This is a genomic window from Chelativorans alearensis, assembly GCF_010993735.1.
Taxonomy (GTDB): Bacteria; Pseudomonadota; Alphaproteobacteria; order Rhizobiales; family Rhizobiaceae; genus Chelativorans; species Chelativorans alearense.
Genome location: NZ_WQNI01000003.1, coordinates 334,730 through 348,998 on the forward strand (window position 1 = coordinate 334,730; position 14,269 = coordinate 348,998).

Consider the following 14,269-nt stretch of genomic DNA (forward strand, 5'->3'; position numbering starts at 1 on the left):
AATCAGTTAAAAAAGCTGCCGCCATCGTGGTCTCCTTCGCCGGGAACCGCGTAGGTGAAAACGCTGTCGTTGCCCGGCATGTGCGGAAAGCCGCGGTGGTTGACGACATTGTCGAACTTCGCCTTGCAGGTGGGAAAGCTCTTGTCGCAGCCGGCCGTGACGGTGAAGGTGTCGGCCGCGACGATGTCCTGCGGCGCCTTCTCGACCAGCGCCAGGTTCACCGTTCCATCGGCCTTCGTGTGGACGAGTACCTCCGTCCTCAGCCCCTGGTTGGCGCCGGTCTCCCAGCTCAGCACGCCGCCGGCGAACCAGCCGTCGTCGAACGCGTCGAGGCCGGATGCCGTCAACAGGCGGTTGTCCGAGACGGCCGTCACCGTGCCGGTGCCCTTGAAGGAGGGGTCGTCGAGGTCGACCTGGCAGCGGCCGTCGCCCAGAACAGCGTCGCAGGGATGACCGTAGATACGGCCGACCTCCTGGTTGAGCACATGCGCCAGCCCGCGCAGCTCGGCGCGGAAGGCGAAGCGGCCGCGGCTCACCTCGCCGATGGAGGCCTTGCCCATCAGCGCCCGGTTTTCCGTGTCCGACCAGTCGACGAGGTAGATCTCCACCGCCGCGTCATCCCACAGGCCCTTTTCCAGGTCCTCCTCGGTCAGCGCCTCGGATGTCAGCGCCCCGTCGGCCTCCACCGTGTCGATCGCCAGCCCAAGATTGTGCGCCCATTCCGACGCCTTCAGCCCGCTCTCGGCCTCGAAGTCGACGCCGTCGAAGGAGAGTTGCCGGTTATGGTCGGTGAAGCCCAGCACCGCGCCGTCGCGTCGGGTCAGCTTCCAGCAGGTGCAGAGCGTGGTTACGCCCGATTGCAGGAGCACTGTTAGGCCCGGTGGAAAGGTCTTCATTCGCGTAGCTCCTGGAGGAAGATTGAAGGGATGTCGCCGATCGCCGCCGTGCGCAGCGAGATCTGGTCGAGCTTGCAATCGAACCTGACCGGCACGTGGAACTGGCCGCCCCAGGTCAGGTCCGCGCCCTCGGCCGGTGCGGCGTCGAAGGTGACGATGCCGGTGGCCCGGTCGATGGTGTAGCCGGACGCCTGCGCGACGCCGTCGATCGCCACCAGGATCGTGCCGTAGGGCCGCGTGACGACGCGCTCGAAGGTCTCGCCCATGACGGTATAGGTCTTCACGAGCTGGAAGGCCGTCGTCTCGCCGTCGCCCGTTCCCAGCCCTTGGTCGAGGGGGGTGGGCGCCTTGCCGGGCGGGCCCGATCGGTAGTCGGTCCAGTCGAGGAAGCGGAAGCCGCGAAGCCGGCCGCGGGCGACATGATAGAGGGAAAGCACCTCGTAGAGCTCATCCGGCGTGCGCACGCCGTATTTCGCGTCGTAGCTGCGCAGCGGTGCCGACCAGCGTGTGTTGCGCTCCTCGTAGCCCGACGACTTTTCGACGACCTCGGCCGGCCAGTCGGGGCCGCCGGGCGAGCCCCGGCTGACGTGGATCGGAAAGACGATATCGTCCATGAAGGGCGTCATCAGCCGTACCTCGCCGCGCGGTTGACGAGGCGGGCGCCCGACCGCGAGACCGAAATCGCGCTCTCGGCGAAGGCGCGCGGGCTGGGCGTCTCGATGTAGAACTGGTTGACGGTGGCAGCGCCGCCATATTTGCGGCGCAGGTCGTCCGGCCAGCCCACCTCTTCGCCCGCCATGCCGATGAAAGGCACCTCGCCGGATTGGAGCGAGCCGCCGCCGTGAAGGCGCGGGGCGCCGATGAAGACGGCAGGATCGACCGTCTGCGTCGCCGTGCCCGCGGCACCGATCATCGCGCCGGTATGGCCGATCGGCACGGTGACGGAGCGCAGGCCGGCCCACGGATCGGCGGGGGCGAACAGGCTTTGCACGAAACCGCCGAGCGCGCCGAGGTCGTTGCCGCCCGACCCGAACAGGAACTGGTCGACGAGGCGCAGCGACGCATCGAGCAGCCGGTCCGATACCGAGAGCATGACCTGCTCGAAGGACGAGGCCGCATTGCCGGACCTGATGAGCGTCGAACCGAACTGGTGCATGGAGCCCTGGAGGACGCGGAGCTCGCTGGAAAGCGCCGCGAAGGTACCCGCGCCCCCCGCCGCCCCCGAGCCTGTCGACGGGCCAACGAAGCCGCCACCTTGAAAGCCGCCCACGCCGCGGCGGATCGCCTCCAGGTTGGCGACGCCGATGCGCGCCGTCGACGCGGCGTCAAAGACGAACTCCTGACCGTGCACGACGCCGGCGATCTGGCTTTCCGGCACGTGGCCGGTGAAGCCGCCGGCGGCGAAGGAGCCGCCCTGGCCGGGCCCGACGCCCGCCGGCACGCCGACGCCCGCAACCTCTCCGCGGCTGCCGATCGACGCGAGCAGCGCGTCGTAGCGCTCCAGGAACGGCAGTGCGCCGGCGGCCGCTTCGCCGCCCAGCTCGAATTTGTCGGCCGAGCCGCCGAGCGCCCGCGCGGCGGCCTCGGCGTCGCCGGTGAGGCCCCGGAAAAGATCGACCGAGCGGTTGAGCTCCTCCGCCAGCCCGGCCGCCCGCTCCGTGGTCGCCAGGATGTCCTCGGCGATCCTGCGGAAGCCCGAATCCTCCGGCAGCCCGGAAGCGATCTCCGATATCCTGTCGCGGAAGGCGATGATGTCGCCGCCGCCCTCGCGGATTTCCCGCCTGAGGGTCTCGACCTCCTCCCGGAAGGGCCCGAGGGAAGCGCCGCCGGCGCGCTGGAGCGCCTCGTTGAAGGTGCCGCCGCGGCCGACGTCGAGCTCGTCGCGGCCGAAGAGCGCCAGCTCGTCCGTGAGGTCGCGCGTCAAGCGGCCGACGTCCTGCTGGGTCTGGAAGGTCAGCAGCGCGCGGCTCTCGTTGCCGTATTGCGAGGCCGCGCCGCGCGCCTCGTCGTAAGCACCCTTGATGCGGGCGACCAGCGCCTCGTGGCTTTTCAGGTCGCGCTCGATCCGCGGCGTGTTCGACAGGATTTCCGTGAAGAATTCGCCCGCCGCGCCCGCCGCCGCGGTGAAGCCCGCGGTAACGAGCCCGATGCCGATGCCGGCGGCCAGGCCCCCGCCGAGGGCGAGGATCGCGCTGCGGAAGCCGCCGAACTTGCCGCTGGCCGTGGCGGCGGCGTTGCCGGCCTGGTCGATCCCCTTCGCCGCTTGCGGCGCCTCGCGCGCCGCCTCGCTCAAGCCTTCGCTGACGTCGCGCACGGGCTCGGCCGAGCGCTCGGCCTTTTTACCGAGCGTCTCGATGCCGCTGCCGGTTTCCTCGAGCGCCTTCTTGGCGCCTTCGGCATCGCCCTCGATGACAAGCCGGGTCCGTAGCGCCATCTAAGCCCCTCTGTGGCTTGCGTTCAGTGCGTCGCGGGCGCCCATCTCCATCACCTGGATGCCCGAAAGCAGCCCGGCTGACAGCGCGAGCCCGCGGGCGGAAAGGGCGACGGCCATGCCGGCGTAGTCCAATCCGATCCAGAGCGTGCGCGGCCGGCCGGCCTCGAAGGCAAGTGCAGTGCGCCACTGCGAGGCGCCGCCCACAAAGGCATCGACGGTTTCGCGGTTCTGCGGCCACACGCCGGAAAAGCCGGCCTCCGATCTAGAGCCGCCAAGCACCACCCTCAACGCCTCGATCTCGGTCTCCGGAAGGCCCCAGCGCCGCGCGTCGCGCACCGCTTCTTCCTCTTCGTCAGCTTGTCGATGGGCCCCCGCCGCGGTCAGTCCCGAGCTTTTCGAGGGATCAAGAAGCGTCCCTGCCGCCCAGGCCCGCGCGGCGGCCCTCAGTTTCCCGCAAGCGCCTCGGAAAAGGCGCGGTGGTAGGCGGCGATCAACGCGGTGCGGACGTGGGGGACATTGCACAGATGATCGTGCACCGCCTTTGTGTAGCGCAGCGGCGAGCCATCCTTCGCCTCCACCTCGTCGATGTCCTTTAGCACCTCGTCGAGCAGCACCTTGGTGCCCTCGGGGGTGGAAAGATCGTGCGCGTTGAACGCGTCCACCGTCAGCGCCCTGAACTTGGCGCGGAAGGTCTCGGTCTCTCCACCTTCGCCCGGACTGCGGACGTTGACGGGGGTCCAGAACTCGGGTGCAGGGTCGAGCCGGTACATGTCTTCTCCTTTTTCCTCTTGAGGCGGCGACTGCCGCCCGTTCGACGTTTCGAACGCGCCCGCGCAGGGACAGCGCCGAAGGCGCGGTGCGGCCCGTGAGCGAGGTTATGTCAATGTCAGCGTCCATTGGTCGTTGCCCTCAGCGGGGAGCGGCACCAGGCGCAGCGGCCATTCCATGATGTTCTGCGCGTTTTCCAGCCCCTGCGGCCGCTGGAGCTGCGCCTGGGCAAAAGAAAGCGTGGCGGTGCGGCCGGCGGCCGTGCCGTGGACGAGCGTCAGCGGCACCTCGTCCTGGTCGATCGCGGCCTGGAAGGGATCGAATGTCGAAAGCGGCACCGCTTCCACCTGGACGGTCGCCAGCTCCGACTTGTCGGTGATCAGGATACTCTCCGAGCCGACCAGGAAGCGCGGCTCCACCTGATTGCCGAGGTTGAGCGAGAAGTTGCGCATGACGAAGTCCTGCGCGTCGATCTGGAAGGTCGGCGTGTTGGCGTTGGTCACCAGGTCGGGCTTCAGGAAGGCGGAGAGGTCGGGCACCGGCCGCGCCTGTTCGGCGGGCTGCGCGAAGAGACCGCTGAAGTCGAACTCCAGATAGGGGATGCCCTGTGCGTCTGCACGGATGACGCATGTGCCGCGGCTGCCGCGCGCCACGAAGCGCGTCCCGCCGACCCAGAAATGGATGGTGACGCTCTCGTGGTCGTCGGTGATCGGGTTGTAGACGACGTCGACGCCGGCCGAGACGGTCTCGGCCACCGCGCAGGCGCGCAGGAGCGGTCCCCAGGCGGGCACCGTGCCGGCCGCCCCAGACGGCACGAGTTCGACGCGAAACTGGAGGCGGATGTGGAGGCCCGACGGAATGGTCGCCTGGGCGGCAAGCCACGGCAGCTCCAGCTCGCGCGAGACATCCTGGCCTTCCATCGGGGTGAGCACGATGTTGGTGGCGAGGATGGCGTTGTCGCCGCCGGTCGGCGCGGCATCGGTGCCGTAGGTCGCCTCGGGCTTCGCCAGCAGGATTTTCGAACGCCATTTGATGGGCATATTATTGCTCCTTTATCGCGTCTTCCGCCTTCGCTTCAGGGGCTGCGGCGGATAGATCGGGCGCGGCGCCAGGCGGCCTGGTGCCGGCGACCTGGCGCAGGCTTCCGTCCTTCTCCCGCGTGAAGCTTCCGCCGCCCGCCGGCAGGGGCAGCTTCCGTCCGGGCGTCGATTTCGGCGATTTCGTCATGCGATGATCCTCACCTGGCTAAGCAGCCCGAAATCGAGCTGGTAGATGACGGCGCCGGCCTCGGCCGACAGGAGCTGCCCGCGCGACAGGTGGAAGACGCCGATGGCCTCCGAGCCTGTCGAGGAGTCCGGGCCCCAGCCGCACACGCCGTTGACGACGGCCCACAACACCTCATCGATCGTAGGCAGGGCCTTGCCGCCCGTCACGTCGCCGGCCGCCCGCGCGAAGATGACGACGGCGTAGGCCTCCTCCACAGCTTGCGTGAAGGCGCCGGCGGCTGCGTCTCCGGAGCTCTGCGGGCGCAGGCCGAGCGGCAGCACGAAGGCGAAGGGAGAAGCCTGCGGCAGCGCCTTGCGGCGGACGAGCTCCGACAGCTCGGCCGCCGTCTGGACGCGCCCGGAAAGCTGCGGCACCTCAGCCTCGATGCGGGCCTGGAGGTCAGCTACCAGCAACGCCGCCTCCCGGTGGTGAGCTTGTCGAACCATCGTCGTTCTCCACGCCCAGCCAGTCGGCCGAGAGCTGGATGATTTCCGCCTCGTCGTCGGCGTCGAGACCGAGGAAGGCGCGCCGCGGCATCGTCACCTCCTGCTTGGTGACCCACTGGCCGTTGCCGGCCGATCGGAAACGCAGGCCCTTGGGCGTCTTCGCGCGGATCGTGCCGCCGGTCTGATGGATGCCGGCGTAGATGACATTCGTGCCGACCGCGACGGAGCTCTCCGTCGCCTCGTGCGTGATGGAGGAGACGAGCCGGGCCGTCATGGTCAGCGTGCGGCCGCCTTCCAGCAGCGCGCGCAGAGACGCCGGCCAGGGGTTGCCCTCGGGATCTTCCTCGCGTTCGAAGCGGGCTTGCGTCGAGACGACGAGCGAGGCGCCGACCGCGTCGAACAGGCCGCGCTTGTCCTCGGTCCTGTCGATCGTCCGCGCCAGCACGGCGAGCGCCTCCTCGGCGCCGTCCAGCGTCACTTCGAAGCGCGCGCCGGCCATCAGATGAAACCCTTCATGCTCTTGACCGTCATCGGCCGCTCGCACTCGCCGACGCGCACCTCGGCGGCGCCCGAGCCTGGCGGCTCGACGCCGTCGATATCGAGCTTGATGAGGCCCTGGGCGATGCGCTTGAGGGTGGCCAGCGCCTCCTCGTAGTCGCGCTTGATCTTCTCCTCCGCCACATGGGCATGGGCGTAGTAGATGGAGACACGCAAGGAGAGATCGCGCACGAGGTGCGGCACGCTTGCAAGCGGCAGCCGGTAGCGGGCGGCGAGATACCCATCGATCAGCGCATCGGCGTCGGCGATCGCGCGGGTAATCAAGTCCCCGTCGATCGTGCCCGTAGGCGCGTCGCCGCGGTCGGAGATGTCGATCAGCATCCGCTCCGAATAGCGCTCGATCAGCTCTTGAAGCGTGCAGTAGGCCATCGGCGCCTCAGACGAGCTCCACCTTGAGCTTCGGCTCGGCGAGGAGCCGCTCCAGCTCATCCACCGTGAAGCGGCCGGCCGGATGGTCCGTGGCCGCCTTCGGGTGACGCATACCACAGCGGCGGAAGCCGTCGCGCCGGGCGGCGATGCGGATCGTCGGGTTCAGGGCCTCGGGTTTCTCGGCCCGGCCCCACGCCTCCAAGGCAGCCGCCAGCCGGGGATAGCGTTCGAAGAACTCTTCGCGTGTCATCGCCTCGGGAAGGACGAGGCCGCCTCCGTCCGTGTCTGTCGTGGGGCCGGCCTCGTCCCCATCCGGTTCGGGACCGGCATTTTTCCCTTCCAGGTTGGCGCCGGTCCCTTCCACTTGCGGAGCGGCGGGATGAACTCCTACGCGCGACCTTTCCAGGGACGCCGCCCCACTGTCGGTGCTGGGGGCCTTGCGAGCCGCACCAGGCCCCTCCTTCTCGATGGAGTCCGTTTGCGGCGCCGCGGCCGGCCTGGCGGCCCCCGCAGTTTTCGCTTTGCTTGCACGCTTCGCCATTTCGTTTCCTTCCGCGAGTTTCCGCCCCGGCCTGAAGGCCGAGGCCGCGACTGCGGCCCGGCGATCGTTCGCCGCGCCCGCGCAGGGCCCGCCGCCATCAGGCGGCGATACGGCCCGTGAGCGAAATCAAGCCAGCCAGGGTGACACGAGCAGCTCGGCCGTGTTGCGGTAGGTGTTGGTCGCGCCGGCCGCGTCGCGCTCGGCCTTCAGCACGTCGAAGGCCGGCCCCTCGTTCGACGGCGAGACGACCAGGAGATTGGGGCGCAGGCCGAGCGGCCGGCCGTAGTCGCCCTTCATTTCCATGATGGCCACGCGCGCCGCGATATACCGCTCCTTGGTGAGCGGCTGCGACGAGGCGAAGACCATCTGCCAGAAGCCATAGCCCACGTTGCGGCGGCAATCGACGCCGTACATGAACTCCTTGTTCGTGAACACGTTGGAGTCGCGCGGGTTGTCCTTGGCGACGAACATCGGTTTCTTGCGTTCCTGGAAGATGTAGGGCTTCAGTGAGCGCCCGGTCGCCATCAGGAACCACGGTGCCGCGCCGCCCTCGTCCGTATTCGACACCGAATAGGGCGTGCCGTCGGCATCGAGCACCGGATGATCGCCGTCGTAGAAGTTCTGGCCGTCGTAGCACTCGCGCGACCAGCCTTCCTTGGCGGCGTCCCACACGAGCAGATCGGGTTGGGCTGCGACCGACTCGCCCGCCTCGACGAACATCGGCTCGTAGACGCCGAGATTGTCGTCCTCGATCTCGTCGCGGTCGACCCCGTAGGTCAGCTCCCAGGAGATGTTCTTGATCGCGTAGTCGTGCTCGGCAATGCCGTGCACGGCGCGCGGGCCGACCCACTGTCGCAGGTTCGGCAGCTTGCCGAGCCAGCCGTACTTGTTCTCCCTGGTGGTCGAGGGGACGGTGGTGGCGATCTGTCCGTATTCGCTCTCGGCCTGGCCGAGGCCGCGCCGGAAGGCGGTGGAGAAGCCCACCCTGATGGCATCGAGATTGGCGGTGTTGATGATCATGAATGCGTCCTCGGTGAAAACTGTCCTGAGCTTGTCGAAGGGTCAGGCGAGCCGGGCCATCGCCTCGTCGAAGCGCACCCAGACGCCGAGATCGTCGAGGTGGTCGACGAAGCCGGCGGGAGAGCGCGTGCCGGTGCCGTCGGTCTTGGCTACCGTCTGGTCGTCGACAGCAAAGCAGGGCGCGCCGATGTCGGCGATCGTGATCTCGTCGGCGGCGGCCGAGTTGGCGAAGCGGAAGGTGCCGGCCCGGTACTTGACCGAAATGTCGCCGTCGGCCCCGGCCGCATTGTCGGCGCGCTTCTCGGCCCGGCCGACGCCGTAAAGGCCGGCGGCCGTCTGGCCCTCGACCAGAAAGCCGGCGGCGTCGCGCATGACGATCGCGCCGGCATAGATCAGCGTCGAAGCGGCGACGCCGCCTTCGCGCATGTCGCCAAGGGCGGCGGCGGTGTTCCTGTCTTGGGTCAGAGCAGTCATCAGAGCGCCTCCTGGTTGGCCTCGCGCTCGGCCTTGAGCGTCTCGGCGTAGTCCTTCGGGTCTTGGCCGAGCATGCGGCAGACGGCGAGTTCCTCAGCCTGGAGTGCAATCTCGCCCTCCTTCGCGGGCGGCTCGGTCGGCACCAGCACGTTGTTCGCGCCGAGCGTCGGCAACGCGCCGATCTCCTTCTCGACATCGGCCGGATTCTGCATGTGGCGGGCGACGTAATGGTCGCGCATCGGCTTCACGCCGACGCGGCCCGATTTGATCGCCCCGTCCACGAAGGCCTCGGCCGCCTTCCTCGCGCTCGATTCCTTCAGCGTCTTCAACTCGCCGGCCACGGTCGTGAGTTCGGCCTGGAGCGCCTTCACCGTGTCGCCGCCCGTCTCGCTCCCGCCGCCGGCCTCCTGAGCCTGTCGAAGGGTCTCCACGCCGGCGAGCACGGCAGCGGCGCCCGCGTCCTCTTTCAGCCCCGCCGCTTTGGCGATCGGCGCCAGTGCGGCTTGCAGCGCGGTGGCCTCCTTCGCCTGGCGCGCGTTAAGCGCCGTCACCGTCTCCACGAGCTTGTCGGCGGTGGTCTCGGCCGGCAGGCCGAGCGATTTCACGAGCTGTTCGAGCAGTTCGTCCATGTCGGTCTCCTGATGAAGCGCGGTGAGCCCGCGCAGGTTGGGACGGTTGACCAGCGAGGCGCGCAGGATGGCAAGCACCTCGCCGTTCTTGGTGTGCTGGATGACGGGGGAAATGCCGCGATAGGCGCGGCCCTCGACGAGGCGCTGGCCCTCCTCGGTCCATTCGACGCGGCCCCAGACGCCGTCGCCACGCGCCTGGAGTTCGACGATCCAGCCGCGCGCCGGTGCCGGCAGCCCGTTGGGGGCGGCAAGGTCGGTCGAATGGTTCTCGTCGATCGGCAGTCGTCCACCGTTCGCGGCTGCGATCACAGCGGCGGCGTCGCGCACCCGGTACGGCCCGCGGCCGTCGCCCGTCGCGATCTCTCCCGCGGGCAGCAGGTGGACCCAGTCAGGCGCGCCCGAGCTTGCCTGCGGGAGGGCCAGGTCGGCACACAGCGCCACGTCCCCGGCCGGGGCGGCGGCGTGCATGGCAAGGAAGGTGCGCAGGCGGCGAAACATGGCGGCAGCTTCGCCGCGATGCGGGCGCGGAACCATGCCCGTGGACGCGGGCATGTGTCGGGTTTCAGACGGGGGCCCTCTAGAAGAGACCGCCGCGACCGGCGGACGCCAAGGCTGTCACGCCGCCGCCGGGGTGGTCAACCATTCAAGCCCGGCAAGCACTTACTCTTCCTTGCGGCCTCGTCAACACCTCCTATCAGGAGGTGAAGTACCCGTCATCCAGGGGTGTTCTCCAGCTCCGCGCCCTGAAGGGAGAGCGGGATGGGTGGTGCAGTCCCCTGTCATCCAGGGGTGATCTCCAACGCCGCGCCCTCTCTGCACAAGGGAAGGAGGGGTGCAGTCCCCCGTCATCCAGGGGTGATCTCCAACCGCTCTCAAGGAGACCGAAGATGGCAAGTGGTGCAGTCCCCCATCATCCAGGGGTGATCTCCAACAGTCTACAAGGAGACCGAAGAATGAAAATCGGTGCAGTCCCCCGTCATCCAGGGGTGATCTCCAACCCGAAATCATGGCGCTGTTTGCAAACACGAGGTGCAGTCCCCCGTCATCCAGGGGTGATCTCCAACGTGCTGTGGCTGTTCTTCGGGTTCGCCGTGGGTGCAGTCCCCCGTCATCCAGGGGTGATCTCCAACCGCATATCGCAGAACCCCTTGTTTCGAGCAACGAATTCACGCTCGCCGGTGCCGATTCTTGTGCCCACGATTGGCCTTTCGCGCGCGTCCCGTCGGTTTTTTTCCACCCCCGTGCTTCTTCTGTTCCCGTTGCCTGCTCCAATCGATGGAATCGAGGCGGAGTTCGCTGACGCATCCTTTCCCCCGCCATCTATCCGAGACGCGGCCGCCGAAGAGCTCCGCCGCCATCTCGACAAAATCCGCTCCATGCAGGTCCTCCATGATGAAGAAACCCTTGCCGTCACGCCCGTCCCCGCTCACGGGAAATAGCCGCAACTTGCCAAGATGTTGCGCCTGGCGCGAAGACAAGACGGCTTCGGCCAGATCGTGCGCTCCCGCGCGCGTGTGCACGGCCCACGCAATATTGAGACCCTCGCGCGCCAGGAGATCGATAACGGATTTCGATACGGCGTTCTTCAGCTTGCGGTCGTGCTTCATCAGCTGTCGCGCCCGGTTGATGCATTCGGTTAGGTTCGGCGGCTGGGCGGCTCGAAGCATGTTGAAATGCGCGAAGGCGTTGCGGATACCGCCGATCGGGTCGCCCCTCTTGAAGGCGCTGCCGAAATGGGGGAATAGGCCCGAGCGGAGAGCGGACGCGTTAGAGGAACCGTTGAGCTTCCGAAGAGCATAGACGATCTGTCCGTTACGCAACAGATCAATACCTTCATTCTCGAACACCTCCCGTGGCGTCTTCCCGGCGCGGTGAAGCAGCGCGAGTGTCGCGAAATACAAGTCCCGCTCCCATAGACCGGAGAAATCCGCGAGCCGGCCAAGCACCGCCATCATCAGACGGTGCAGGCGCACATGATTGGTCAGCGTCACGTGAGCGGCGAGATGGCGGTGGCGGACAATTTCGGCCAGCGCTTCGACATAGGCCCGCCGATCTTCCGGGCCAAGTCCTTCCTTCTTGGCCTCCACCCATTTCGCGTGCAGTTCCTCGCGCCTTGCCTGCAGCCGCGCGATCTCCGATCTGCCGCCCGCGTCGGCTACTTCGGCACGCCGGTACCGCTCGATATTCGATTTCGTTGCCGGGCGGCGGCCATAGATCGAAAGCAGCGGCGGCAAGTCGCCGAACCGCATGATTTCGCGCAAACCCCTCAAGGGAACGCGGCGGTCCTCCTCATACCCCTGTTGCGGTGGAAAGATCGTGTCGAAGCCGTCGCTTTCCTCGAACAGCTTTCGGAACGGCTCGATGCCGGTGAGCGCTTCGCCACCCTCGAATTTGGCGTCGTGGAGGTCGAGATAGAGGGTGAAGACGCGCTGTACCTTATCGACGAGTCTTGCCTGGCCCCCATCGGCAACGGGCGCAGTGCGGTCATGGGCGAGCAGGTCCCACTTCCGCATCTGGTGCAGCAGCCTGCCGATCTCGTCGACGGGCACCAGGTGCACCAGGAAATAAAGCACGGCCTCCCAATCCTCGGCGTCGGTGTCGACCGCGGGATCGGGGAGCTCCGCGGGATCGAACCGGTGCGCTTCAGCTATTGCCGCTTCCGGATCGAGCGTGCGCAGAAAATCGAAACCCTCTGTCTCGAGAAAGCTGCGATAGGCGAGCCCGACCACATCGCATTTGAGGTCTTCGATATATTCCGCCTGTTGGCGCGCCCTTTCACCGTCGCTCTCATAGGCTTGCTGAACACGCATCTCGCTTGCCGTCTCGGCCGACAGCTCGAAGAAGAAGCCGTGAATGTCGCCGCCGTCGGGAACCTTCCCAAGCTTTTCGGCGCGCGCGACGATGATGTCGCGCCAATCGTCGCTTTCCTTCGTGTTGAGGGTTCTCGCCGCATCGCTCGCCCTTGTTACCGCACGGTAGATAAATCCGTTGAGTTTCGCGGCGCTGCGGCCCTCCAGCCAGCGCCGGAACGGGCGCTCGTAGAGAAGCTTCAGCCCGGTATACTGGCAAAGTCGGCCACGTTGCTCCAGATCGAGGCGATTGACCGGCGGGGGCAACACGTCCTCGGCTTCCCACGCACCCTTGGCGCGCCGCAGCACGCGCGAGAAGCGCGGCAGCGGCAGGCTACCGGGCTCGGCCCCGGTCACCGCACGATAGATCGCCTCGACCTGCCCCTTGGAGAGATAGACACCGAAATGCGCACCGACCATCGTGGCGCGCACCTGCCGCGATTGGTCTTCGATGTCTTCGACGAGGAGGGTCCGCAAGGCCCGCGTCACGTCCGGGAAGCGATCGATCTCATTGAGCCCGCCGATGCCCTCAAGCGCCTTGACGAACCCGCCCCGGCCGGCGAAGTGAAATGACTTATGGCGCAACGCCGCCATGCCCTTAATAGCCGTCTTCAGCACCGCCTTCTTGAATGCCAGGTCGGGCGCAGCGGTGAAATGAGAAGCGCGCTTTCCGAACAATAGCGCGCATTTCCGGTTGAAGGCGGCTTCGTCGAACTTGGCGCCCGTTGCGTCGTTTGCCTTGCCCAGAATATCGCTTCCGATCTCACCGTGCGGGTCGCCCCAATCCGTCAGCGTCCGGGCAGCGAGCACCACCACATGGCGCCAGACACGCACAAAGGCTTCGTTGCGCTTGATCTCCGCCTGGCCGGCGCTGGTCCAATAGTGGCTGCCCGCCAGATCGCCCGGCCAGTTCTCGGTGATGCTTTCCGGATGGTCTGCGTTCGGGTCGGACGCGGTATAGTGGATGACCTTGCCCAGCCGCACCAGGGCATTGAGGTCGCGATTGCCGCGGCCGGATATGATCCGTGCGAACAGTTCGTCCATATCGCGCGGCAGCACCTTGCGGATCGGGCTCACGTCGCCGTTTTCCCGCTCACGGCGGCCCGGTGCCTTCTTTTTGTGGTGCTTCAGGATGCGCGCATAGCAATCCTTCACGGCCATGTGCAGGGCGAAAAGGCCGGGTTCCTTCTCAATCGCTTCCCGGATAGAAAGTGCCTTGCCGTCGGGACCGGGGAAGATTCTCGCCCAATGCTCGAAGAGAACGCCGCCGGCGACGCTATTCGTCACGCGCTTGGTACCGGCGCCATCCCTGCCGTTTTCGCGGCTCAGCGCGGCGTCCCATATCTGTTTGGCAACGTCGGCGACGCGATAGGCCTGGAGATCCCGGTCGCTCCATTCAGGCTGGCCGCAGGCGGAGGAATCGGCCGGCCGCAATACGTTGACGGCGATGCTCCTGGCGCGCGCGGCGATGCATCCGTCCGGCTTCCTCCCGTCGCCGCTGATCCGGTATTCGGCGTCGTAAAGATGCTCATGTATCTTCGCGGCGATTTCGCCCGCGTCGACATCGGCGACATCGGCCTCGCCGGCGAAGGCGCCATACCATCGACCCTTTGCGCTCGCGGGTCTCTCATTGGGTCTAAGATCGCCATAGGGCGCGATCTTCCTCCTCCATATCTTGGCCAGCCTGTCCGCACGGTCTGCGTCCGCCAGCCCCGGCAACAGTGCGTTGCGCACCAGAAGCGCCCAGGCGGCCTTGCCGATACGATCCCTGAAGGCGCGCTGTTCTTCAGTCGCGCCTTTGCGCGGGCCAGGCTTGGCGGCGATCTTGTCGATGGTCGATACCCACTGCGCAACGACGAGCTCGTCGTGATCTCTGGCAAACGCCTCGATATCGAGCTTGCTATCATGGTCCGGACGCAGCGTGAGGACGCGTTTCCGTTCGCCGGCCCCGTCGTGTTCGACAAGGGTCCGGCCGTAAGGCTTGATGATGCGCATAGCTAAGCTCCCCCATTTTACCCA

At 67.1% G+C, this 14,269-nt stretch carries 15 protein-coding genes and 1 CRISPR repeat array; all 15 genes read right to left on the bottom strand.

Annotated elements, in window-relative coordinates:
* Positions 1-2: 2 nt before the first annotated feature.
* Positions 3-896 carry a DUF2163 domain-containing protein gene (locus GPJ75_RS06885; RefSeq protein WP_163266443.1) on the bottom strand — a complete coding sequence of 298 codons (894 nt, stop codon included), beginning with the start codon at positions 894-896 and terminating at the stop codon, positions 3-5.
* The gene (locus GPJ75_RS06890; RefSeq protein WP_163266445.1) at positions 893-1,522 is read right to left on the bottom strand and encodes a DUF2460 domain-containing protein; all 630 of its coding nucleotides are present in this window, start codon (positions 1,520-1,522) and stop codon (positions 893-895) included. The genes GPJ75_RS06885 and GPJ75_RS06890 overlap by 4 nt, the downstream gene beginning before the upstream one ends.
* Positions 1,522-3,330 carry a hypothetical protein gene (locus GPJ75_RS06895; RefSeq protein WP_163265888.1) on the bottom strand — a complete coding sequence of 603 codons (1,809 nt, stop codon included), beginning with the start codon at positions 3,328-3,330 and terminating at the stop codon, positions 1,522-1,524. Before GPJ75_RS06895 ends, GPJ75_RS06890 begins: the two co-directional genes overlap by 1 nt.
* Complete coding sequence (locus GPJ75_RS06900; RefSeq protein ID WP_163266447.1) at positions 3,331-3,666, bottom strand: DUF1799 domain-containing protein; 336 nt, start codon at positions 3,664-3,666, stop codon at positions 3,331-3,333.
* A 107-nt stretch (positions 3,667-3,773) separates the two neighbouring features.
* On the bottom strand, positions 3,774-4,100 hold the full coding sequence (locus tag GPJ75_RS06905) for a hypothetical protein (protein WP_163266449.1): 327 nt from the start codon (positions 4,098-4,100) through the stop codon (positions 3,774-3,776).
* A 105-nt stretch (positions 4,101-4,205) separates the two neighbouring features.
* The gene (locus tag GPJ75_RS06910; protein WP_163266451.1) at positions 4,206-5,138 is read right to left on the bottom strand and encodes a phage tail tube protein; all 933 of its coding nucleotides are present in this window, start codon (positions 5,136-5,138) and stop codon (positions 4,206-4,208) included.
* A 1-nt stretch (position 5,139) separates the two neighbouring features.
* Positions 5,140-5,325 carry a hypothetical protein gene (locus GPJ75_RS06915; RefSeq protein WP_163266453.1) on the bottom strand — a complete coding sequence of 62 codons (186 nt, stop codon included), beginning with the start codon at positions 5,323-5,325 and terminating at the stop codon, positions 5,140-5,142.
* Entirely contained in the window at positions 5,322-5,777 is a 456-nt protein-coding gene (locus GPJ75_RS06920; protein ID WP_163266455.1) for a phage tail terminator protein, read from the bottom strand. The genes GPJ75_RS06915 and GPJ75_RS06920 overlap by 4 nt, the downstream gene beginning before the upstream one ends.
* On the bottom strand, positions 5,764-6,354 hold the full coding sequence (locus GPJ75_RS06925; protein ID WP_163266457.1) for a phage virion morphogenesis protein: 591 nt from the start codon (positions 6,352-6,354) through the stop codon (positions 5,764-5,766). The genes GPJ75_RS06920 and GPJ75_RS06925 overlap by 14 nt, the downstream gene beginning before the upstream one ends.
* The gene (locus tag GPJ75_RS06930; protein ID WP_163266459.1) at positions 6,309-6,737 is read right to left on the bottom strand and encodes a gp436 family protein; all 429 of its coding nucleotides are present in this window, start codon (positions 6,735-6,737) and stop codon (positions 6,309-6,311) included. The genes GPJ75_RS06925 and GPJ75_RS06930 overlap by 46 nt, the downstream gene beginning before the upstream one ends.
* A gap of 7 nt (positions 6,738-6,744) precedes the next feature.
* Positions 6,745-7,278 carry an HI1506-related protein gene (locus GPJ75_RS06935; protein WP_163266461.1) on the bottom strand — a complete coding sequence of 178 codons (534 nt, stop codon included), beginning with the start codon at positions 7,276-7,278 and terminating at the stop codon, positions 6,745-6,747.
* Between the two features lie 126 nt (positions 7,279-7,404).
* On the bottom strand, positions 7,405-8,298 hold the full coding sequence (locus GPJ75_RS06940; RefSeq protein WP_163266463.1) for a Mu-like prophage major head subunit gpT family protein: 894 nt from the start codon (positions 8,296-8,298) through the stop codon (positions 7,405-7,407).
* 42 nt (positions 8,299-8,340) lie between these two features.
* The gene (locus GPJ75_RS06945) at positions 8,341-8,772 is read right to left on the bottom strand and encodes a hypothetical protein (protein ID WP_163266465.1); all 432 of its coding nucleotides are present in this window, start codon (positions 8,770-8,772) and stop codon (positions 8,341-8,343) included.
* Entirely contained in the window at positions 8,772-9,953 is a 1,182-nt protein-coding gene (locus tag GPJ75_RS06950) for a phage protease (protein WP_246248944.1), read from the bottom strand. Before GPJ75_RS06950 ends, GPJ75_RS06945 begins: the two co-directional genes overlap by 1 nt.
* Before the next feature lie 213 nt (positions 9,954-10,166).
* A CRISPR array of direct repeats spans positions 10,167-10,531; the repeat unit is 36 nt; unit sequence GGTGCAGTCCCCCGTCATCCAGGGGTGATCTCCAAC.
* Positions 10,532-10,567: 36 nt separating this feature from the next.
* Positions 10,568-14,245 carry a type VI-A CRISPR-associated RNA-guided ribonuclease Cas13a gene (cas13a, locus tag GPJ75_RS06955; RefSeq protein ID WP_163266467.1) on the bottom strand — a complete coding sequence of 1,226 codons (3,678 nt, stop codon included), beginning with the start codon at positions 14,243-14,245 and terminating at the stop codon, positions 10,568-10,570.
* Positions 14,246-14,269: the final 24 nt, after the last annotated feature.

Excerpts from the sequence above, each read along its gene's own strand:
- GPJ75_RS06885 (WP_163266443.1), bottom strand. The coding sequence starts at position 896 with ATGAAGACCTTTCCACCGGGCCTAACAGTGCTCCTGCAATCGGGCGTA.
- GPJ75_RS06890 (WP_163266445.1), bottom strand. The coding sequence starts at position 1,522 with ATGACGCCCTTCATGGACGATATCGTCTTTCCGATCCACGTCAGCCGG.
- GPJ75_RS06895 (WP_163265888.1), bottom strand. The coding sequence starts at position 3,330 with ATGGCGCTACGGACCCGGCTTGTCATCGAGGGCGATGCCGAAGGCGCC.
- GPJ75_RS06905 (WP_163266449.1), bottom strand. The coding sequence starts at position 4,100 with ATGTACCGGCTCGACCCTGCACCCGAGTTCTGGACCCCCGTCAACGTC.
- GPJ75_RS06910 (WP_163266451.1), bottom strand. The coding sequence starts at position 5,138 with ATGCCCATCAAATGGCGTTCGAAAATCCTGCTGGCGAAGCCCGAGGCG.
- GPJ75_RS06915 (WP_163266453.1), bottom strand. The coding sequence starts at position 5,325 with ATGACGAAATCGCCGAAATCGACGCCCGGACGGAAGCTGCCCCTGCCG.
- GPJ75_RS06930 (WP_163266459.1), bottom strand. The coding sequence starts at position 6,737 with ATGGCCTACTGCACGCTTCAAGAGCTGATCGAGCGCTATTCGGAGCGG.
- GPJ75_RS06935 (WP_163266461.1), bottom strand. The coding sequence starts at position 7,278 with ATGGCGAAGCGTGCAAGCAAAGCGAAAACTGCGGGGGCCGCCAGGCCG.
- GPJ75_RS06940 (WP_163266463.1), bottom strand. The coding sequence starts at position 8,298 with ATGATCATCAACACCGCCAATCTCGATGCCATCAGGGTGGGCTTCTCC.
- GPJ75_RS06945 (WP_163266465.1), bottom strand. The coding sequence starts at position 8,772 with ATGACTGCTCTGACCCAAGACAGGAACACCGCCGCCGCCCTTGGCGAC.
- GPJ75_RS06950 (WP_246248944.1), bottom strand. The coding sequence starts at position 9,953 with ATGCCCGCGTCCACGGGCATGGTTCCGCGCCCGCATCGCGGCGAAGCT.
- cas13a (WP_163266467.1), bottom strand. The coding sequence starts at position 14,245 with ATGCGCATCATCAAGCCTTACGGCCGGACCCTTGTCGAACACGACGGG.